Raw genomic sequence first — 20,106 nt, forward strand, 5'->3', positions numbered from 1 at the left:
CTGCAAGCGAGGTTCGCGGCTCGGTGTTAAAGTGCCCGCTACTCAAAAATAATTGCATCGCGGTGTGGCGCGCAGTGCGGCGCAATGCCCGATCGGCTTCGATGTCAGACATTCAAACACTGTCCCTGCCGGAAGCATTTGCCCAGCGTTTGTCGGCGTTGACCTCGCCGGCCACGCGAGGCTTGCTCGCCCATGGTTTGCGCGGCATCGAGAAGGAGAGCCTGCGCGTCGGGCGCGACGGCGCGCTCGCGATGACGCCGCATCCGCGCGCGCTCGGCTCCGCGCTCACGCATCCTTCGCTCACGACCGATTATTCCGAAGCGCTGCTCGAGTTGATTACCCCGGCCGAGGCCACGCCCGAGCAGGCGATCGCGCAACTCGACGCATTGCACCGTCTCGTTTATTCGCAGCTAGGCGACGAATTGCTGTGGACGCACTCGATGCCCGGCCGCTTGCCGGCCGACGATGAGATTCCCATCGCCGAATACGGCACATCGAACATCGGCCGGCTCAAACACGTCTATCGCCACGGGCTCGCGCTGCGCTACGGCCGGACCATGCAGTGCATCGCAGGCATTCACTACAACTTCTCGCTCAGCGAGGAGGTGTGGCGCACGCTGCATGCGCAGCGCCCGACGAATGCCACCGCCGTCGATTATCAGTCGGCCTGCTACCTCGCGCTGATCCGCAACTTCCGCCGCACGAGCTGGCTGTTGATGTATCTGTTCGGCGCCTCGCCCGCGCTCGACGAGCCGTTCCTGCGAGGACGGCCGCATGCGCTCGAGCGGTTCGACGAAAGCACGCTCTATCGCCCCTACGCGACGAGCCTGCGCATGAGCGACCTCGGCTATTCGAATACGACGGCTCAGGCGGCATTGCAACCGGACTACGACACGCTGCCCGGTTATCTGGATGCGCTGGCGCGCGCGGTGAGCGAACCGTATCCCCCCTATGAGGCGATCGGCACGCATCGCGCGAACGAGTGGGTGCAGATCAACACGAACGTGCTGCAAATCGAGAACGAGTTTTACTCGACGATTCGCCCTAAACGCGTGACCTACTCGGGCGAGCGTCCGTTGCACGCGCTCGCCTCGCGCGGGGTGCAGTACGTCGAGGTGCGCTGCCTCGATATCGATCCGTTCGAGCCGTGCGGCATCAGCGCCGAGACGGCGCGTTTTCTCGATGCCTATCTGGTCGCTTGCGCGCTCGAGGACAGCCCCGCGTTGCCGCCCTCCGCCTATGCCGAAGCGAACGCGAACTTCGGCCGCGTCACGCTCGAGGGGCGGCGCCCCGGCTTAGTGCTCTCGCGCGACGGTAAGAGCATCTCGATGCGCGATTGGGCAGACGAATTGATGGTGCCGATCGAGGCCGCGGCGCGCGCGCTCGATGCGATCGGCGGCAACGATGCGCACATGCTCGCTTGTGCCGCGCAACGCGACAAATTGCGCGATCCCGAAGCGACCCCTTCCGCCCGCGTCCTGCGAACGATGCGCGAGCGCGGTCAGAGCTTTCTCGCATTCGGCTTGGCGCAAAGCGAAGCGCATGCGGCCTACTTCCGCTCGCGGCCGCCCGCGCCGGAGGCGTTGGCGGCCGCACGCGAGCTCGCCGAGCGCTCGCTCGAGGAACAAGCGGAACTCGAACGCCGCGACGCGCCGGCCTCGTTCGACGACTTCGTCAACGAGTACCGCGGTTATACGCTGGAGCGCTTCAGCGTTTAGCCGGGCCGCAGACAGGCATCGCTCGCTCGAGCGGCGCGAAAAGTGCTCCGAGATAGGAGGAGGACTTGCCTATGAAAGCGATTGGACCCGTGCTTGCCTGTCTGGCGTTCGCCGGTTGCGCGGCGACGAATCGAGTCGATCCCGACACGATGTTGATTGCCGCGCAACCGCTCGTGTGCCGCGCCGACGAATGCACGCTGTGGTGGCAACGCGCGCGCGAGTGGGTGACGGGGCATACGCAGTACGCGTTGCAGACCGATACGAGCCAAACGATCGAGACGTCCGGTCCGACGGGCGGCAGCGGCGAGCCCGCCTTCCAAGTCACGCGGGCCCGCAATCCCGACGGCTCGTCGACGATCGGCTTCGCCGCGCATTGCGATCGCCCGGCGGCCGGATGCCGCCCCGACCCGTGGAACGCCGCCGCCGATTTCAAGCAGTTCGTCAGATCCGGCGTCGAGCCGGCGCAAGGTCGGGGCGATACGGCTGCGCAGCCGCAACAGCAGCAGTAGCCGAACTCAATGCCCCATGGCGGCGCCGGCGCCGCGCTTCGGTTTAGTGATCCAGACGAGAACGGCCAAGAACACGAACGCGGCGCACGAAATACGGAAGAAGTCGTTCGTCGCCATCATGTAGCCTTGCTGCGTGACGAGCGAATCCAACTGCGCCCGGACGGTGTCCCCGGCCATACCGAGCGCGCCGAGCGCGCTTTGGTAGTCTGTCGTGCTTTGCGAATAGGTGCTGACCGATTCCGACAGCACGGCATGATGGTAGATCGCGTCGTTTTCCCAAAACGTGGTGCTGATCGCCGTGCCGATCGCCCCCGCGAGCGTGCGTAGAAAATTCGACAGCCCCGACGCGCTGGCCAGACGTTCGTCGGGAACGCTCGAGAGCGTGATCGTCGTCATCGGCACGAAGAAGCAGGCCACGCCGATACCCTGCACGAGACGCGGCAAGATGACATGGCCGAACGGGACGTCGAGCGTGAACGTGCCGTTCCAAATCGAAACGACCGCAAACACCGTAAAGGCCAAGCTCGCCACCATCCGCAAATCCAGCCGATGCAAGTTACGGCCGATGATCGGCGAGAGCACGAGCGCGAGCAGGCCCACCGGCGCCGTCGCGAGCCCGGCCAACCCGGCCGTATAGCCCATCACTGTCTGCAGCCACAACGGGAAGATCACGACCGACCCGAAGAACGTCATGTAGCCGAGAAAGATGATCAACGCGCCGAGCGCGAAGTTGCGATCCTTGAACAGCGTCAAATCGATGACCGGCGTTTTCTCGGTGATTTCCCATGCGAGCAGGAAGGCGAGGGCGACCGCGGCGATCAGCGCCAGCGTGACGATGAAGGTGGAATTGAACCAATCGCGGTCCTTGCCCAAGTCGAGCATCATTTGCAGGCACGACACGCCGACGACGAGCAGCGCGAGCCCGACCGCATCGATACGCTGCTTGGTCGTCTTCGTTTCGCGGCCGCGCAGCAAGAAGTACGACGACGACGCCGAGATCAAGCCGATCGGCAAGTTGATGTAAAAGATCCACGGCCAGGAATAGTTGTCGGTAATCCAGCCGCCCATGACAGGGCCGAAGATCGGCGCGACGATCACCGTCATCGCCCACAGCCCCAACGCCAACCCCCGCTTTTCCGGGGGATAACTGCGCATCAAGATCGTTTGCGAGAGCGGCACCATCGGCCCCGACACGAGCCCCTGCAACAGCCGGAATGCGATCAGCGACGGAAAATTCGCGGCCAAACCGCAAAGCGCCGACGCCATCGTGAACGCCAGCACCGACATCGTGAACAACCGCACCTCGCCCACACGCCGCGCGAGCCATCCCGTCAGCGGTACGGCGATCGCCGCGGCCACCGAGTACGACGAAATGACCCAGGTCCCGTCGCTCGTCGCCACGCCCAAACTGCCCGAAATCGTCGGCACGGCGACGTTGGCGATCGAGGTGTCGAGGACCTCCATGAAGGTGCCGAAGGCCAAACCCACCGTCAGCAGCGCCAGCGCGCCGCCCTTGAGCGGGGCCGGGCCCGCGGGCGGCTTCGATGCCGCGTTCGTCATACTCGTTCTCCTTGTTCTCGACGTACCGGCACCACGACTGCAGCGCCGCACTGTTACCGTTCGCGCAAATATCGTCGATATTTACTTGCCCTGTCAATATTTTTCTATGCAATGATGGCTTCGTCCTGTAAACGGGGCGAAAATCAGCGACGGTAACGGCGGTAACCTGCCGTAACTTCGGCCCCGTGCCCCGTGCGTTACCATCGCCGCATTGCACGGAAACTCACGTCGGCATGCTGTCTCATCGCACTTACTCCCTGGCCGCCTCACTGGCTTGCGCCGCCGCGCTCGCCGGGTGCGCCGTCGGCCCCGATTACCACCGGCCCAGCGCACCGGTCGCGGCGTCCTATAAGGAAACGCCCGCGGGATGGAAGCGCGCCGAACCGGCCGATCACGCCGATCGCGGCAACTGGTGGTCGATCTATGGCGATGCGCGTTTGAACGCGTTGATGGATCAGCTCGATGCGTCGAACCAGACGATCGCGCAGTACGCAGCCGCCTATCGCCAAGCGCGTGCGCTCGTCGCGCAGGCGCGCGCCGCGTACTTCCCCACGCTCGGGCTGTCGGCCAGCGCCACGCGCTCGGGGCAGCAGCTATCGCGCGGCACTACGCTCGGCCAGACGAGCCGGGGCTCCGGCGTCGGCAACGTGTTCGATGCCACGCTCGACGCGTCGTGGGAGCCTGACTTGTGGGGCAAGGTGAGCCGCTCGGTCGCGGCCGAAAAGGCGGGGCAGCAAGGCGCCGCGGCGGATCTCGCGAACGCGCGGCTGTCCGCGCAGGCCACCCTCGCCCAAACGTATTTCCAGTTGCGCGCGCTCGATGCGATGCAGCGCCTGCTGGACGACACGGTGAGTGCCTATGCTCAAGCGCTCAAGCTGACGCAAAATCAATACGCGCAGGGCGTCGCCGCCCGCGCGGACGTGATCCAAGCTCAGACGCAATGGCAGTCGGCGCAGGCAAGCGCGATCGATAACGGCGTCGCACGCGCGCAAAACGAGCATGCGATCGCGGTGCTCGTCGGACAGAGCGCGTCCACTTTCTCGATTCCGCCTATTCCGCTCGAAGCGGAGCCGCCGCCGGTCCCGGTGGACGTGCCTTCGGCACTGCTCGAGCGGCGCCCGGACATTGCGGCGGCGGAACGCCGCACGGCCGCGGCCAACGAGCAAATCGGCGTGGCGATCTCGGCCTACTTTCCGTCGCTGACGCTATCGGCGCAAGGCGGGTATCAAAACTCGGTGCTGTCGAACTTGTTCACGCTGCCGTCGCGTTTTTGGAGCGTCGGACCGCAACTCGCGGCCACGCTGTTCGACGCGGGGCTGCGTCACGCGCAAACGCAAGCCGCCCGCGCCGCGTACGACCAGCAAGCGGCCGTCTATCGGCAAACGGTGTTGGGCGCGTTCCAAGAGGTCGAGGACGCGCTGGCCTCGCAGCGAATCCTAGCGCAGGAGGTCGTCGTTCAACGCGAAGCGGTCGATTCGGCCAAGCAGGCGCTCGCGATCGTGACCAATGAATACAAGGCCGGCACCGTCGCTTTCGTCAGCGTGTTGACCGCGCAGACGACCGCGTTTTCAGCCGAACAAAAGCTCGCCAATTTGGCCGGGCAACGGATGGTGTCGTCGGTCGGGCTCGTCAAGGCGCTCGGCGGCGGATGGGATACCGCTCAGATCGATCGCGAAACCGGTGCGATGGCGGCGCCCGCGGCTTCCGCTCCTCGCACCGAGTAAGGACGCGGCGCGGTTCGCCGGCGCCATTGGCGCGAGCGCCCGGGCCGCGCCGGCCGCTACCGGTTGTAGTCGAGCGAAACGACCCCGTCGCCCGTGGGGCGACCGAGCAAATTGAGCAGCCCCGCGAGATTGTCCCGCGTCTCGCCCGTCGCGCTCGCTTGCCCATGGAACGAACTCGCGTTCGCGCCGAGCGTGCCGTGCCCGCTCAGCAACAGCGAGCCGCTGAGCGTGGCGAGATCGATCGTCGACGAGTCGCCCTGCGCTTGCAGCGTCACGCGGTAAGAACCGAGCGGTTTGACCGGCGATACGCGCGAACTCATATCGGTCAGCGTAATGACGAGTTGCCCGTATGAGCGCGCGCCGAGCAGCCGCCAAGGCGTCCACGCGAGCTGCACGGCCCCTTGCAAATCGAGCGTATTGAACGGCGCGCCCAAGCCCGTGAGCAACGCCGCCGGCACCGCGATCTCGCCGGACGTGACCGTCGCGGCGCGCGCGGTCGCGTCCACCTCGATCGCCGCGGGCATCGCCGGCGTCTGCCGCATGCGCATCTTCAACCGGCCCGCGAAGAGCGGCCAAAACGCCGTATCCCAGCTAACGCGGCCCGGCAGCAACGTCCCCGCGCTACCCCCGCCCGCGGCCAGCACGAGCGTAGCGGAGCCATGCCAAAACGAGCCGGACGGGTCGACGAGGTTGACGTGGCCCTGCGTCGCTTTGGAAAACTGCGGCGTGATCCAAGCGGCCGGCGCCATGACGACGAGGGTCACCCCGCACGACACGACGGCGACGACGAGCCACGGCGCAACGGCGAGCAAGCGCCGCCACGCCCCGGTCATACGCAACCTCGCGGCCGGCGCGCGCCATGCGCGCTCGTCATCGAGGCGGCCGTCATTGCGCGGTCCTCGCCGGGGCCGTGGCCGGTTGCAGCATGACCGTGAGATCGACTTGCCCGTCGTCCTTCAACGCCGTCGCATGAAGTTCGATGACGCGCACCTTGAACTGCTTGCGCGCATCGTCGAGCCACATCGTCCACGCGGGGAACGAGGCGTTCTTGGCGTCGATCTGCACCGCATCGCCGGTCAGACGCAATTGCGTCGTCGCGAGGCTCGCTTGGGTCAGCGACGCCGTCAGCGCATCGCGCAGCGCGCCGCCCGTGGGCGCGGCACCTTGCGCAGCGGGCGCGAGCGCGCGCGCCTCGTCGGCCTGCGCCGTCATCTGCGCGATCTGGCGTTGCATGGCCGGCAGCGTATCGCGCAGGCGGGCGCGGCCTTGCTGCGCCGGGGACCATAAGACCGAATAAGCGATGACGACGGCGACCGCGGCGCCGCCCCACGTCAGCAACATTTTTTCGCGCGCGGTACGCGGCTCCCAGAAGCCGGCCCAGAGATCGCCGAGTGTGCCCAGATTCATTGCCCGCCCCCGTTTCGAATGACCCATTTGCCCGTGTTCGTATCGATTTCGCCGCCGAGCCCGTTTTGCGCGAGCCGCTGCGTGAACGCGGGATCGGGTTTCACGTCGGGTTTGAACGTCACGTCGAGGCGGCGGTCGTGATAGTCGAGTGCGGCAATGCCGTTCACGGGGATGCCGCCGAGCGAATGCTCGAGCCGCGCGGCCAGCGAAAGGTAGTCGTCGGGCGACAGTTCGCCGGCGGCGACGCGCAAATGCTCGAGTTGGGTCGTCATTTGCGAGGCCGGGTCGAGCACGACCGTGGTCTTAGGGAATGCGTTGAGCAGCAGCTCGGTCATCTGCGCATTGAGCGCGTCGTGCTCGCGCGTGAGCATCATCCACTGCACATTGGCGCCGATCACGGCGGCGAGGAGCGCCGCGCACGCGAGCGCGATCGGCAATCGCAGGCGGCGCAGCGTGGCGCGATCGAGCCGCCACGGCCGCGATTCGAATTCGAACTGGCACAGATCGAACCGGCCGGCGAGCGCATTGTGCGCGAGCGTTTCGAACGGCAGCGGCGCGACGCCGACGTGCACGCCGTGCGCCGGGACCGCCTCGCCCGCCAGCGTCGGCTCTCCGCCCGGCAACTCCGTCAATTCATAGGCCGTGACGGGCGCATCGCCGGCCAATGCGGCCAGCGTGCTGCCAAGCGCCGAGAGCGGCACCGCGAGCCCCTCGCCATGTTCGCCGCGAGCGAGCGCAAGTTCGACGCGCGGCTCGACCGCATCGACGAACGCCGGCTCGGGCGTAGCGGCGAGCACGGCATCGGCCAGAATCGCGGGCGCCGTTTGCGCGACGGTGCCGAGCACCGCCGCGACCAGCGGCGTCGATGCCGACGGCAGCGCGTCGACGCCGGGCAGGGCAGGCGCCGGCTCATCGAGCGCAACGGCGCCGACCGCCTCGGCAGCGGCCGCCTCCGCTGCGGCAACGGCTCCGGCGGCGACATCGGGCACGGGCAGACACCGCGTGACCGGCACCGCCCGTAAGCTGCGGTGACCGGCCGCGTTGAACGCCTCGACGATGAAGCGGAACCAGCCTCGATCGATGACGGCCAGCATGCGCTTGCCGTCCGGCAGCGGCTGCGGGTCCAGCGCGATGTGGCAAGTCTGCGCGTCTTGAATCAGATAGTCCTCGACGACGTTCGGCAAGGCTTGCTTCAGCCTCGGCCCCTTCAGCGGCGGCAGCGTCGCGGCCAGCATCAGCAGGTCGCGGGCCGCGACGATCAGCACCGTCGTGGAGGCGCGCGGCAAGAACGCCAGCGCCGCGCGGCCCGCGCGTTCCTTGCGCCCGGTCTTGTCGAGAAGAATGAACGGCATCTCGGGGAGTTGCCATTCCTGCGACGGCACCGCCGGATCTCGCGGCGGCAGTAAGACGATCAACGTGCTCAAGGCCCGTCCTCTCTTGGTTTCGAATCCGGTTCAAAGCTGATCGCTTACACGCACGACGCGGGTCGTGTGGGTAAGCGGATCGCGGTAGATGAGCGTCGTGCGATCCACTTCCGCTCGCTCGTATTGCACGCGGCCATGGACTAAAAAGTAGCTCGTCGTCACATCGATGGGAAGCTGGCTGATATCGAGGCCCGGCACCAACGCACCGGCCCCCTGCAACGCAAGCTGCACATCGGACGTGTTGCGGAAGAACGCGGTTTGCCGGCGCGAGACCAGCGTTTGGGCGCTCGACAGCGACATACCCGGCACCATCGCGGCAATTACTTCCGCCGGGGCCGTATTCATATTGACGGGCGTTTGCGTAGGCAGCACGGTCACGAACGGACGCAGCCGCGCGACCATGTCGGGCGTGAATCCCGGCACGTTCAATAGCGAGTCGACGCCCGTAAACTGCAACGGCTCCGCGTCGATACTGCCGGCGCTCGTTTCGTCTTGAGGCCCCTGCTGATCGGTGGAGCTATCGCCGCCGCCGGCATTGCCGGGCTGCAGCGTTTGCGCCGCCGAACCGAGGCGGTTGCTGAGCGGATTCTGGAACCGCGTGGCCGATTGCAATAACGAGGCGCGCATACGCACCGCGACGGTCTTGGCCAAACCGCCATCCAAACCGAGCGACGCCAATAGGCGGGCAAAAATCGCCGTTTCGGTTTGATCGACTTGCAGCAAGCCGGGCGCCGGTACCGCGATCAGATTGCGCAGGTTGAATCTCGCCTGGGCATCCTCGATCGATCCCGACAGATAGGTTTGAGCGCCCTCGGCTGCGTCGGCCTCGCTGACCTTGCCGAGAAAATCGGAGAGCCGCGTTTTCGCGATGGGCACGGCCCAAATACCGCCGAGATACGTGACGGTTGGCGCCGTATCGGCTTCCGACCGCAGGATCAGGCGCGTCCAATCGACGGCGCCACGCGAAACCCAGAGCGCCTGCGACATCAATCGCTGGTTTTGGATACGCCGGATTTGCACTTGCTGGCGCCAGAGCACGCCGGCCACGAGAATCGCCGACAGCGTGACGACGAGCAGCGCACTGATGATTGCCGCGCCGCGCTGACGCTGGCGCGCGGCGCGCGGTCGCGATACCGGATGTTTGAGCGAAGCGAATGAGGATCGCATCGATCACTCCCCGACGACGAACATGCGCCGGATCGGCACATGCAACGAAGGCGCGCCGATCGACACTTCGAGGCCCGTCACCGCTCGGCTGAGCGGTGCGCCGCCGAACTGCGGCACTTTGACGTTATTGGCGCTGCGCGCGATCTCGGCCGTCACGTCGTCCATCTTCGTCGTCCAACCGATATTCGGGACGTACATGCGGGCCGTGATCTTGCCGACACCGGCGATGAGCGGCACCGCGCTCCAATCGCCGCCCGTACTCGAGGCGGAGAGCGCGCGGCGCAATTGACCGACCGTTGCCACGGGCGGCGACGCATAGCGCGTGACGCGGCCCTCCTGCACTTGGTAGCGCACGACTTGCAAACGCGGCGCCTCGCCGCTGAGCCCGAACGCACGCACGATTTGCAAACCCTCGCTCGTGGCCGATACGGCCGGCTGGCCGACTTCGTCGTCGGTGGCGGCTTGGCGCGCATCGACGCGAAGCTGATCGAACAATTGGACGAACACGCGCTCGTCTTCCATCGCCGTCGAAATCGTCTGCCGGCCACGCATGATTTGGTCCAGCCCGCGCCACGACAAGATGGCGATCACGGCCAGGATGGCGATCGCCACCATCAGTTCGATCAGCGTAAAACCACGCTGGCGCCTCATGGCGCGTCTGCGCTCAAAGCCCACGGTTCGTCTCATTGGCGACCACGGTCACGAGTTGGGCGAGATCGCCGGAGCGCCCCGGGGTCGTGACCGAAATTTCGACGCGGCGAAAGATCGGATTCGGCGTCGCGCTGACGCGCTCGGTACAGACGAGCGGCAAATTGCCTTGCGAACAATCGAACGTGACGACGCCGAGGTCGGGCCACTCGCGCATCAAATGCACTTCGGTCAGTGCGTTATCGGCGCTCCATCCGGCGAGCAGGCGCCGATGCAGTTCGCCCTCGTCGTTCGCGAGCATGCCCACCGCGCGCAGCGACGCGGCCAGCGCGACCGCGATGATCGCCAGTGCGACCAGCACCTCGATCATCGTGAAGCCGCGCGCAGGCACGGTCGGACGGGAGGCGCGCATGTCAACGCACCTCGTAGCGGCCGTTGCCGGTGCCGACGATCGTTGCACGGCCGACCGCCGAGTAGAGCGTGACGGTCACCGCCTGACCGATGCTTTCCACACCGAACACCACACGATCGGGATGCAAGTCGGAGCCCGGGTAATCGATGGTCACGTCGGTCACGCCCCCTTCCCAGTTGCGTTGATGCAATAGATCGTCGCGCAAGATCGGGCGCCAGCCGTCCTCGGTATGCATGTCGAAACGATAGCCGCCCGTCACGGGCTGCCAAGCGATCGGCCGCGAGCGCACCTGCGCTTCGTCCGACGCCGATTCGAACAGCAAGGCAAGACGCTGCGCTTGTTCGTTCAGATCCGTGCGCGGATTACGCGTGAGCGAAACGGACGCGAGCGAGACGAGCAGCCCCGCGATCACGAGCACGACCATCATCTCGAGCAGCGTGAACCCCCGTGCGCGAGACGAGCCGACGCCGCCGTCGAGCGGCATGCGGGTTCGCAATGTCGAAGCGTCAGGGCTGCTCACGCGCCGTATCCGGCATGTGCCGCGTTACTGCCACGAGCCGATATCGGCATCGTTGCCTTCGCCGCCGGGCTTGCCGTCGGCGCCGTAACTAAACACGTCGATCTCGCCATGCACACCGGGATTCAGATATTGGTAGCTATTGCCCCAAGGATCGTTGGGCAAACGCTCGAGATAGCCGCCGTCTTTCCAGTTATTCGGGATCGGATCGGTCGTTGGCTTTTCGATCAGTGCGCGCAGCCCCTGGTCCTGCGCGGGATAGCGGCCATTATCGAGACGGTAGAGCTTCAGTGCTTGCATAATCGTCCCAATATCTTGTTTTGCCGCCACGCGGCGCGCTTCGTCGGGGCGGCTCATGATCTTGGGCACGATCAGCGCAGCAAGAATGCCGAGAATCGCGATCACGACCATGATCTCGATCAGCGTAAAGCCTCGTTGGCGCCGCGCGCGCAAAGCGGTTGCTTCGTTACGGCGTAGATTCCACAGTTGCATCATTCGCTACCTCGTTTCAATGAATAGTTCGCGAAGCACGAGCAAGCGCGCTTCGCATGGCGTCGTCGATTGTAATGGCCCGCTCATCAGGGTTCGAGTATGAGCGCAAAGCCGAAAATAGCCCTTACAATGGCACGCATGAATACACTCCAAATCCGCCTACTGTCGCTCGCGCTGTTCGCGGTTTTCTGCGCGACGCTCACCTATTGGATCGTCGTGCTCACCGCGCATCGCGCGCCGCCGCCGCCCGCGGCCGCCGTCGCACCGAGCGTATCCGTCGAAGACGCCGCGGCGCTGTTCGGCGGCAAGCTCACGCGCGAGGTCAATCGCAACATCAAACTCGTCGGCATCCTCGCACTGCGCGAAGGCGCCGCCGCCATCGTCGGCGTGGGCGACGATCCCGCCCGCGCCATCGCGCGCGGCAGCAAAATCACCGAAGGCACGACGCTCGCCGAAGTGCGCGCTCGATCGATCGTCGTCGATCACAACGGCGTGCGCTCCGAAATCCCGCTCGCGCCGAACGCCGGCGGCCCCACCATCTACGTCCGCTAAACCGTCCGAACCGGCCGCGTCGACAAGTGCGCGCCGTGCTCACGATCGCGCGGCCACGCCGCGCGATTGCCGCCTCTTCTACTGCACCATATTGTTCAAATCGATGATCGGCAGCATCACGGCCAGCACGATCACGAGTACGACCCCACCCATCGCCAAAATCAGCAGCGGCTCGAGCAAGCTCGTCAGAAACATCGTGCGGCGTTCGAGTTCGCTCGCTTCGCCTTCGGAAGCGCGATCGAGCATCGTCGTGACGTCGCCCGTGGCTTCGCCCGAGCGGATCAAGTGCACGAGCACCGGCGGGAACGTCTTCGTATTGCCGAGCGCGCGCGAAAGCGACGTACCCTCGCGCACGCGCACGATCGCATCGTCCACGTTGCCGCGCATCGCCCGGTTGTTCAGCGTCTCGCCGGCCGCTTGCAGCGCGCGCAGAATCGGCACGCCGGCCGCCGTCAAAATCGCGAGCGTGCTCGCGAAGCGCACGGTGTTGTAGCCCCGCACGAGTTTGCCGACGAGCGGAGCGGTCAGCAACCAGCGGTCGAACGAAAGACGCGGCCCCTTCTGCGACAAAACCGCGCGCACCGCGTAGACGAGCACCATGACGCCGATCAGCACGGCCCACCACCAATGACGCACGAAGTCCGATAGCGCCATCATCAGTACGGTCAAGATCGGCAAGTGCTGCTTCGTCGAAGCGAACACGTTGACCACCTGCGGCACCACGTAACTGAGCAGAAACGTCACGATGCCGAATGCGATCAGCGTGACGATCGCCGGGTAAGTGAATGCGAGCAAGATCTTTTGCGTGAGCGCGTTACGCTGCTCGATGTAGTCGGCCAAGCGCGAGAGCACGAGGCCGAGCTTGCCCGTATGTTCGCCGGCCGCCACGAGCGCGCGATAAATATCGGGGAAGTCGCGCGGATGCTGCCCCAGTGCATTCGCGAACGAATGTCCGCCCAACACCTCGGCGCGGATCGCCGCGACGAGCTCGCGAATGTAGTCGCGCTCGGCTTGATCGGTCAGCACGGCCAGCGCTTCGTCGAGCGGCAGCCCGGCCGTCAGCAGACTCGCCAGTTGGCGCGTGAGAATCGCTTGCTCGCGTGCCGATAGCTTGCGCCCGATCGACAAACGCTTCGTTCGCTCGCCGCGCGCGGCGCTACCGGCCGGCTCCACGACGAGCGGCGTAAGCCCTTGCGTGCGCAATTGCGCGCGGGCGGAACGCGCACTGTCGGCATCGAGGACCCCTTTTTGCGGGTGCCCGGCCGCATCGATCGCCTCAAAGCGAAAGGCCGGCATGGGCTACACCCCGCCCGTCACGCGAATCACCTCTTCCAGCGAGGTGACGCCCGAGGACAGCCAGCGCTCCGCATCCTCACGCAACGTGCGCATGCCTTGCGCGCGGCCGGCGGCCAGGATCTCGGCATCAGCCGCGTTGTGATGGATCATCGTGCGGATCGCATCGTCGATCGTCAGCAACTCGTACACGCCGCGCCGTCCCGAATAACCCGATCTCGCGCACTTGTCGCAACCGACCGGGTGCCATTGCGCGCGGCCTTCCTCGACGCGTTCTTCCTTGCAGACGGGGCACAAGCGGCGCACGAGCCGCTGCGCGAGCACGCCGAGCAACGACGACGCGAGCAGATACGGCTCCACGCCCATGTCGGTCAAACGCGTCACGGCCGAGGCCGCGTCGTTCGTGTGCAGCGTCGCCAACACCAAATGGCCCGTCAGCGACGCTTGCACCGCGATTTGCGCCGTTTCCAAATCGCGGATTTCACCGATCATGATGATGTCCGGGTCTTGCCGCAGAATCGAGCGCAGCGCGCGCGCAAAGGTCATCCCGATCCGCTCGTTCACCTGCGTCTGACCGATGCCGGGCAAGTCGTATTCGATCGGGTCTTCCACCGTCATGATGTTCGTCGTCGCCGTCTCCAAACGAGAGAGCGACGCATAGAGCGTGGTGGTTTTACCCGAGCCCGTCGGCCCCGTGACGAGCACGATGCCATGCGGACGTGAAATTAATTTGTCGAATTTCGCTAGCGTGTCGGGCCCCATGCCCAGCGCTTCGAGGTTCAGATGCTGCGCGTCCTTTTCGAGCAGACGCAGCACCGCGCGCTCGCCGTGGCCGGTCGGCAGCGTCGAGACGCGCACGTCCACCGCGCGGCCGCCCACGCGCAGCGTAATCCGGCCGTCTTGCGGCAGACGCTTCTCGGCGATATCGAGCTGCGCCATGATCTTGATCCGCGAGATCAGCGCGCCGTGCAGCGCTTTTTTGGGCCGCACGACGTCGCGCAGCGTGCCGTCCACGCGAAAACGCACGACCGACGCGTTTTCAAACGGCTCGATGTGGATGTCCGACGCATGCTCGCGCGCCGCTTGCGTGAGCAGCGCGTTGATCATGCGGATGATCGGCGCGTCGTCTTCCGATTCGAGCAAATCCTCGACCTCGGGGATGTCCTGCATGAGCCGCGACAGATCGACTTCGCCTTCGACTTCGCCCACGACCTGCGCGGCGCTGCCGTCGTTGCGTTCGTAGGCCTGATTGATCGCTTGCGCGAGCTCGTCGGCCGGCAGGCGCACGGCCGTCAGCGCGCCGAAATTGCGCGCGACCTCGGCCAGCGCCGCGGCACTCGTGCGCTCGCTGATCCAAACCTCGATGCCCTCGGCACGCTGATGCGCGACGAGGATCTGCCCGTTGCGCGCGAACCCATAGGGCACGAGCCGGGCCGCGAGCGGCGAGGGCGGTTGACGCTCGCCCGGCGCGCCTTCGCTGGAAGAAGCGAGAACGTCGCTCACTGGGCCGCTCCCGGCGCTCCCGGCGTGGCCGTTTGCGGCTGTTGCGGTTGAGGCTGAAGCGGCGCGGCCTGCGGCTGCGGCTGCGGGACGGCTTGCGGTTGCGCGCCCGGCGGTGGAGCCGACGGTAGCTGCTGAGGCGCGGGCGCGCGCGCTGCCGGGTTGTTCGTCATCTGCCGCAGGTCGAATAGATTCGCCGCGGGGGAGGCGCCCTGGTTCGGCCCGGCCGGCATGGGCGGCACGACCGGGAAGTCCTTGTCGCGCATCACGCGGTTATCCGAGCGATACCCGTCCGTCACGCCTTGGACGTAGTTGTAGCGATTCTCGGTGATCTGCTGGGCCGTATCGCTGTCGCTGATGATGACGGGACGCAGGAAGACCATCAAATTCGTCTTCGTGCGCTGCTTCGTTTCCGAGCGGAAGAGCTGGCCGAGCCAAGGAATATCCCCAAGCAGCGGTACCTTGCTGTTCGACACTTGGTAGTTGTCTTGCATCAAGCCGCCGAGCACGATGATTTCGCCGTTATCGGCAAGCACGGTCGATTGGATCGAGCGCACGTTGAACGTCGGCCCCGGCGAGTTCGCCACCGTCGTTGCGGCGATGCTGCCGACCACCGAAGAATCTTCCGTATAGAGCTGCAGTTTCAGAATGCCGCCTGCGGTGATCTGCGGCTTTACGTGCAGCGTCAGGCCGACATCGCGGCGGTCGTAAGTATTGAATGCGGTACCCGCGTTGCCCGACGTCAGGCCCTGATACGAGCCGGTGGGGATCGGCACGTTCTGGCCCACGACGATCTTCGCTTCCTCGTTATCGAGCGTGATTAAGTTCGGCGTGGAGAGCACGTTCGCATCGCTCACGCCGGCGAAGTACTGGAGCAGGCCGCCCAAGCCTTCCACGCCGAACATGTTGTGTAGCCAACCAACGTTCAGACCCTGGCCGAGCGTACTCGGCAGCGACGCCACGCCGCCGCCGCTCGCGAGCGGCGCGGCGAGGCCCGCCGTCACGGCGAGAATGTTCGAGCCGGATACGTTGCCGGCGGTACTCGCAAGGTTGGTGCCCGCGAGCAGGTTACCGTTGGCCACTTGCCACTGAATGCCGAGATTGCCGGCCCGCGTCGAGTTCAGTTCGACGACGAGCGCTTCGATATAGACCTGGGCTCGCCGCTTATCGAGTTGATCGATGACCGCGCGCAGGTTCCGATAGACGGGATCGGCCGCGGTGATGATGAGCGAGTTCGTCGCCGCATCGGCCTGGATCATGCCGCCCGGCTGATTCTCGTCGCTGTTTTCGCCTTGCTTTTCGCCAAGGAAGCCGCCGCTGTTGGAGCCGCTCGCGCCGCCCATGCCGCCGCTCGTCGAACCCGACAGCGAGCTGCCGCCGAGCGAGCTGCCGCTGCTGCCGTACGACGACGGCAGCGGCGGCGTGCCGCTCGTGCCCGTGGAGGTCGAGCTGCCGCTCGAATTGCCTTGGCTGAACGAGCTCGCATTGCTCGAATCGGCGCTGTTGCCGGAGCTGCCCTTGCCGAGCATCCCGCGCAGCGTCTTCGCAAGCGTCACCGCGCTCGCGTTGTTGATATGCACGACGTGCATGTTGCCGGGCTGCGAACCGGGCGCATCGAGTTGCCCGACGAGCCGTTTGGCGGCCTCGAGCCGCGCCTTGTTCGACGCGCGCAGCATCAAGGAATTCGTGCGCGCATCGGCCATGACCGATACCTTCAGCGTCGCATCGGTGCTGCCGATCGAGCCCGGGTCGAGCAGCTTGGACAATTGCGGCTCGAGATCGAGCGCATTGGCATTCTTCAGCGGCACGACCACGATCTGCTGCCCGGCCGCGTTATCGACGCCCGCGATGATGGCCGCGATGCGCCGGACGTTGTCGGCGTAATCGGTCACGACGAGCGTGTTGTTGGCCGGATAGGCCGCAATCGTGTTGTTCGGCGAAATCAGCGGGCGCAGCACGGGCAGCAGGTTGTTGGCCGATTCGTTATGAAGCTCGAACACCTGCGTGATGATCTGATCGCCGCGTGCCTGCGGCGCGTTACCCACGTATGTCGGCGCGCCTTGCAGCTTCGCGTCGGCTTCGGGCAAGACCTTGAGCACGCCGTGGTCCTGCACGATCGCGAAACCTTGCATGCGCAGCGCCGCCTCCAGCGTCTTCAGCGCTTGGTCCTCGGGAACGGGATTTTCCGACACGAGGTTCAACTGCCCCTTCACGCGGGGGTCGACGATGATCGTCTTGTTGGTCGCGGCGCCGATCGCCTTGGCCACTTGGTCGATGTCCGCGTTCACGAAGTTCAACGTCACTTCCGCGTGCGCGGCTTGTGCGGTCATGAGCCCGGCCATCAGGAGCGCGGTAGCGATGCGACGCAGTGCCATACGATTTCTTGTCATGGAAGATAGGTTCGATGCGTAAGTGCTGGCCCTGGGCGGTCACGCCTCACGAACACCGCGCGGCCCTCGCCGGTGTAATAGTGTCGGATGTTCGCCCCGCCTCTCAAGAAAACGAACATTAGCAGTTTTTTGTGTCCGATTAATCACGAAGCGCCGAGCATCGCTTCACTTTTAGCTCGGAAATTTCCGAATTTTCATCGTGTCGTTCCTTAACGGGGCGACAATGAGCGCCGTTTTCCCTTCGCTGTCCGCCAATGGCTCGGTGATGTCGGACGGCATGATGAGGAGCACGCGCGGTACCCGGTATCATACGGGCGAATATTTCGACTGAATCGCACGGCAAGCTCGGGTTTTCCCCAGCCTGCCCGCGTGACGCCGGCCCCGGCCGGGGCAGAGCACGCAGCGCGAATAACAAAGTTATCTGTCGAAGGCACTCGAACCATGAAACGGACAATTCTGATCTTGGCGGCTTGGCTCGCGTCGTTCGCGTCGGCGAGCGGGCGCGCGGACTGCTTCGACGAAGCCGCGAAGTACCAAAAGGTCAACCCGTTGATCCTGCGCGCGATCGCCTGGCAAGAGTCGCACAATCGTCCGGACGCCTTGCACAAGAACGCCAACGGTTCGACCGACTACGGGGTCATGCAGATTAATTCGGTCCATCTGCCGACGTTGGCCCAATACGGGATCTCCTCCGATACGCTGATGGAGCCTTGCAAGAACGTATACATCGCGGCATGGCATCTGCGGCAAAAGATGAACAAGTACGGCAACAGTTGGGCCGCCGTCGGCGCGTACCACTCCGAAACGCCCTCGCTGCGCGACCGTTACGCGCATCAGATCATCGACATCCTTTCGCAGTGGAAGCTGCTGCAAGCGCAGCGCTGACGAGTTCCAACGCGCGCTCGATCCCGGCCTGAGACAGCGCGCGCGGGGTGGGGGGCCGGCGTTTGGTGCACAATGCTCCCTACGCCCTTCATGCGGCGGCGCCTCGCGCCATCGCCCCACCCGATGTCGACTGCAATGAACCATCCGCCTGTGCCCGTCACCGTGCTCTCCGGCTTCCTCGGAGCGGGCAAGACCACGCTGCTCAATCACATTCTCGCCAATCGCGCCGGCCTGCGCGTCGCCGTCATCGTCAACGATCTGGCGGCGGTAAATATCGACGCGTCCCTCGTCAAGGACGCCGCGTCGCTCTCGCGCGTCGAAGAGCGGCTCGTCGAGCTTTCCAACGGCTGCATCTGCTGCACGCTGCGCGACGATCTATTGGCCGAGGTGCGCAAGCTCGCGAGCGAAGGCCGCTTCGACGCGATTTTGATCGAATCCACGGGCATCGCCGAACCGATGCCGATCGCTGAAACGTTCGCATTCACCGACGATGAGGGCCGTACGCTGGCCGATGTCGCCCGGCTCGATACGATGGTGACCGTTGTGGACGCATTCAATTTTCTGCGTGACTACGCTTCGGCCGATGCCCTCGCCGAACGCGGCCTAGCCGCCAGCGAGGAAGACGACCGCACCATCGTCGAGCTGCTGATCGAACAAATCGAATTTTGCGACGTACTCGTCGTGAACAAGGCCGATCTCGTCGACGCGCCGGCGCTCGAACGTCTCGAACGGATCCTGGCCCGGCTCAATCCCCGCGCGGTCCAACTCGTGAGCCGCTTCGGCGAAGTGTCCTTGAGCGAAGTCATCGATACCAAGCGGTTCGACTTCGAAGCCGCGGCGAGCGCGCCGGGCTGGCTCGCTTCGCTCGAACACGAACACGAACACGAACACGAACACGAACACGAGCATGACGCCGATCACGCTCACGGTCATAGCCACGGCCATGGCGCTCACTCGCACGTCAGCGAAGCCGATCAATACGGCATCGGCAGCTTCGTCTACCGGGCGCGCCGGCCGTTCCACCCCGAACGGCTCTGGGCGTTGCTGCACGAGCAATGGCAGGGCGTGCTGCGCAGCAAGGGCTTTTTCTGGCTCGCCACGCGCAACGACGTCGCCGGCTCGCTGTCGCAAGCGGGCGGCGTCTGCCGCCATGGGCCGGCCGGCATGTGGTGGGCCGCCCAGCCGCGCGACGAATGGCCGCAAGACGACGAACTCGCGGCTGAGATTGCCGCCGATTGGTACGGCGCGGCCGACGATGCGACGATCGGCGATCGCCGTCAGGAACTCGTGCTGATCGGCATCGGGCTCGATGCCGATAGCTGGCGCGCGAAATTCGACGCCTGCCTATTGACCGACGACGAATACGCGCTGGGCCCGCGGGGCTGGGCCGCGATGTCCGATCCGTTCCCCGCGTGGGACATGGACGCCGACGATCACGAAGGCGACGACGAAGGCCAAATCGTGCACTGAAGCTTCCCGCTAGACGCGCCCGGCGTGTAATGCTCCGGGCGCATTAGTCGAGAACAAAGGGCGAACAAAGCGCGGACGAAAAAAAACCCGCCGTGGGCGGGTGTCGACAAGACGTCAAGCGGGGCCGCTTTGGGCCCGCGGCTTAGCGCTTGTTGACGGCATCCTTGAACGCCTTGCCTGCCGTGAACTTGACGGTCTTGGCTGCCGGGATCTTGATGGTCTCGCCCGTCTTGGGGTTGCGGCCCGTGCGCGCTGCGCGCTTGCCGGAGCCGAAGCTGCCGAAGCCGATGAGCTGCACCGAGTCGCCCTTGGACACTGCCTTCTTGATCACTTCGAGCAGCGTGTCGAGCGTTTCGCCGGTTTGAGCCTTGCTGGCGCCCGTCTGACCTGCGACGGCGTCGATCAGTTCCTGTTTGTTCATTAACGTTCCTCTTTATC

At 65.3% G+C, this 20,106-nt stretch carries 19 protein-coding genes; 6 read left to right on the forward strand and 13 right to left on the reverse strand.

Features of this window, described 5'->3' with window-relative positions:
- Positions 1 to 101 precede the first annotated feature (101 nt).
- Both gshA and DXT59_RS04640 read left to right on the forward strand, forming a co-directional pair.
- The gene (gene gshA / locus DXT59_RS04635) at positions 102 to 1,718 is read left to right on the forward strand and encodes a glutamate--cysteine ligase (protein ID WP_116135862.1); all 1,617 of its coding nucleotides are present in this window, start codon (positions 102 to 104) and stop codon (positions 1,716 to 1,718) included.
- 71 nt (positions 1,719 to 1,789) lie between these two features.
- The gene (locus tag DXT59_RS04640; protein ID WP_116135752.1) at positions 1,790 to 2,227 is read left to right on the forward strand and encodes a hypothetical protein; all 438 of its coding nucleotides are present in this window, start codon (positions 1,790 to 1,792) and stop codon (positions 2,225 to 2,227) included.
- 6 nt (positions 2,228 to 2,233) lie between these two features.
- Here the strand turns inward: DXT59_RS04640 and DXT59_RS04645 are convergent, their stop codons facing one another.
- On the reverse strand, positions 2,234 to 3,787 hold the full coding sequence (locus tag DXT59_RS04645; protein WP_116135753.1) for a DHA2 family efflux MFS transporter permease subunit: 1,554 nt from the start codon (positions 3,785 to 3,787) through the stop codon (positions 2,234 to 2,236).
- A gap of 233 nt (positions 3,788 to 4,020) precedes the next feature.
- On the opposite strand from DXT59_RS04645, the gene DXT59_RS04650 reads away from it, so the two are divergent.
- Positions 4,021 to 5,511, forward strand: a complete 1,491-nt coding sequence (locus DXT59_RS04650) for an efflux transporter outer membrane subunit (protein WP_116135754.1) — start codon at positions 4,021 to 4,023, stop codon at positions 5,509 to 5,511.
- Positions 5,512 to 5,567: 56 nt separating this feature from the next.
- Here DXT59_RS04650 and gspN read toward each other — a convergent pair whose 3' ends face one another.
- Genes gspN through gspG form a run of 8 tightly spaced genes read right to left on the reverse strand, consistent with a single transcriptional unit; the run spans position 5,568 to position 11,578 of the window.
- Positions 5,568 to 6,344 (reverse strand): type II secretion system protein N, encoded by a 777-nt coding sequence (gene gspN / locus DXT59_RS04655; protein WP_116135755.1) that lies wholly within the window; start codon positions 6,342 to 6,344, stop codon positions 5,568 to 5,570.
- Positions 6,345 to 6,396: 52 nt separating this feature from the next.
- Positions 6,397 to 6,918 (reverse strand): type II secretion system protein GspM, encoded by a 522-nt coding sequence (gspM, locus tag DXT59_RS04660; RefSeq protein WP_116135756.1) that lies wholly within the window; start codon positions 6,916 to 6,918, stop codon positions 6,397 to 6,399.
- The gene (gene gspL / locus DXT59_RS04665; RefSeq protein WP_116135757.1) at positions 6,915 to 8,342 is read right to left on the reverse strand and encodes a type II secretion system protein GspL; all 1,428 of its coding nucleotides are present in this window, start codon (positions 8,340 to 8,342) and stop codon (positions 6,915 to 6,917) included. Before gspL ends, gspM begins: the two co-directional genes overlap by 4 nt.
- A 30-nt stretch (positions 8,343 to 8,372) precedes the next feature.
- A complete protein-coding gene (gspK, locus tag DXT59_RS04670) occupies positions 8,373 to 9,509 on the reverse strand; it encodes a type II secretion system minor pseudopilin GspK (RefSeq protein ID WP_116135758.1) in 1,137 nt (378 codons plus the stop codon).
- Positions 9,510 to 9,512: 3 nt separating this feature from the next.
- Positions 9,513 to 10,196, reverse strand: a complete 684-nt coding sequence (locus DXT59_RS04675) for a PulJ/GspJ family protein (RefSeq protein ID WP_116135759.1) — start codon at positions 10,194 to 10,196, stop codon at positions 9,513 to 9,515.
- Positions 10,174 to 10,569, reverse strand: coding sequence for a type II secretion system minor pseudopilin GspI (gene gspI / locus DXT59_RS04680; RefSeq protein ID WP_116135760.1), 396 nt, complete (start codon positions 10,567 to 10,569; stop codon positions 10,174 to 10,176). The genes DXT59_RS04675 and gspI overlap by 23 nt, the downstream gene beginning before the upstream one ends.
- 1 nt (position 10,570) lies before the next feature.
- A complete protein-coding gene (locus DXT59_RS04685) occupies positions 10,571 to 11,053 on the reverse strand; it encodes a GspH/FimT family pseudopilin (RefSeq protein ID WP_116135761.1) in 483 nt (160 codons plus the stop codon).
- A 60-nt stretch (positions 11,054 to 11,113) separates the two neighbouring features.
- Positions 11,114 to 11,578 (reverse strand): type II secretion system major pseudopilin GspG, encoded by a 465-nt coding sequence (gene gspG / locus DXT59_RS04690; RefSeq protein WP_116135863.1) that lies wholly within the window; start codon positions 11,576 to 11,578, stop codon positions 11,114 to 11,116.
- A 138-nt stretch (positions 11,579 to 11,716) separates the two neighbouring features.
- On the opposite strand from gspG, the gene DXT59_RS04695 reads away from it, so the two are divergent.
- Positions 11,717 to 12,130: a general secretion pathway protein GspC gene (locus DXT59_RS04695; protein ID WP_116135864.1), complete on the forward strand. Its 414-nt coding sequence runs from the start codon at positions 11,717 to 11,719 to the stop codon at positions 12,128 to 12,130.
- 78 nt (positions 12,131 to 12,208) lie between these two features.
- Here the strand turns inward: DXT59_RS04695 and gspF are convergent, their stop codons facing one another.
- The 3 genes from gspF to gspD are packed head-to-tail and all read right to left on the reverse strand — an operon-like array spanning position 12,209 to position 17,313.
- Positions 12,209 to 13,426 (reverse strand): type II secretion system inner membrane protein GspF, encoded by a 1,218-nt coding sequence (gspF, locus tag DXT59_RS04700; protein ID WP_116135762.1) that lies wholly within the window; start codon positions 13,424 to 13,426, stop codon positions 12,209 to 12,211.
- Between the two features lie 3 nt (positions 13,427 to 13,429).
- Positions 13,430 to 14,926, reverse strand: coding sequence for a type II secretion system ATPase GspE (gspE, locus tag DXT59_RS04705; protein WP_116135763.1), 1,497 nt, complete (start codon positions 14,924 to 14,926; stop codon positions 13,430 to 13,432).
- Positions 14,923 to 17,313, reverse strand: coding sequence for a type II secretion system secretin GspD (gspD, locus tag DXT59_RS04710; RefSeq protein WP_116135764.1), 2,391 nt, complete (start codon positions 17,311 to 17,313; stop codon positions 14,923 to 14,925). Before gspD ends, gspE begins: the two co-directional genes overlap by 4 nt.
- Before the next feature lie 441 nt (positions 17,314 to 17,754).
- Between gspD and DXT59_RS04715 the strand changes: the two genes are divergently transcribed.
- A complete protein-coding gene (locus tag DXT59_RS04715; protein ID WP_116135765.1) occupies positions 17,755 to 18,198 on the forward strand; it encodes a lytic transglycosylase domain-containing protein in 444 nt (147 codons plus the stop codon).
- Positions 18,199 to 18,333: 135 nt separating this feature from the next.
- Entirely contained in the window at positions 18,334 to 19,668 is a 1,335-nt protein-coding gene (locus tag DXT59_RS04720; RefSeq protein ID WP_116135766.1) for a GTP-binding protein, read from the forward strand.
- A 142-nt stretch (positions 19,669 to 19,810) separates the two neighbouring features.
- Here the strand turns inward: DXT59_RS04720 and DXT59_RS04725 are convergent, their stop codons facing one another.
- The gene (locus DXT59_RS04725; RefSeq protein ID WP_018441348.1) at positions 19,811 to 20,089 is read right to left on the reverse strand and encodes an HU family DNA-binding protein; all 279 of its coding nucleotides are present in this window, start codon (positions 20,087 to 20,089) and stop codon (positions 19,811 to 19,813) included.
- Between the last annotated feature and the right edge of the window lie 17 nt (positions 20,090 to 20,106).

The sequence above is a fragment of the Trinickia diaoshuihuensis genome (assembly GCF_003390925.1).
GTDB classification, from domain to species: Bacteria; Pseudomonadota; Gammaproteobacteria; order Burkholderiales; family Burkholderiaceae; genus Trinickia; species Trinickia diaoshuihuensis.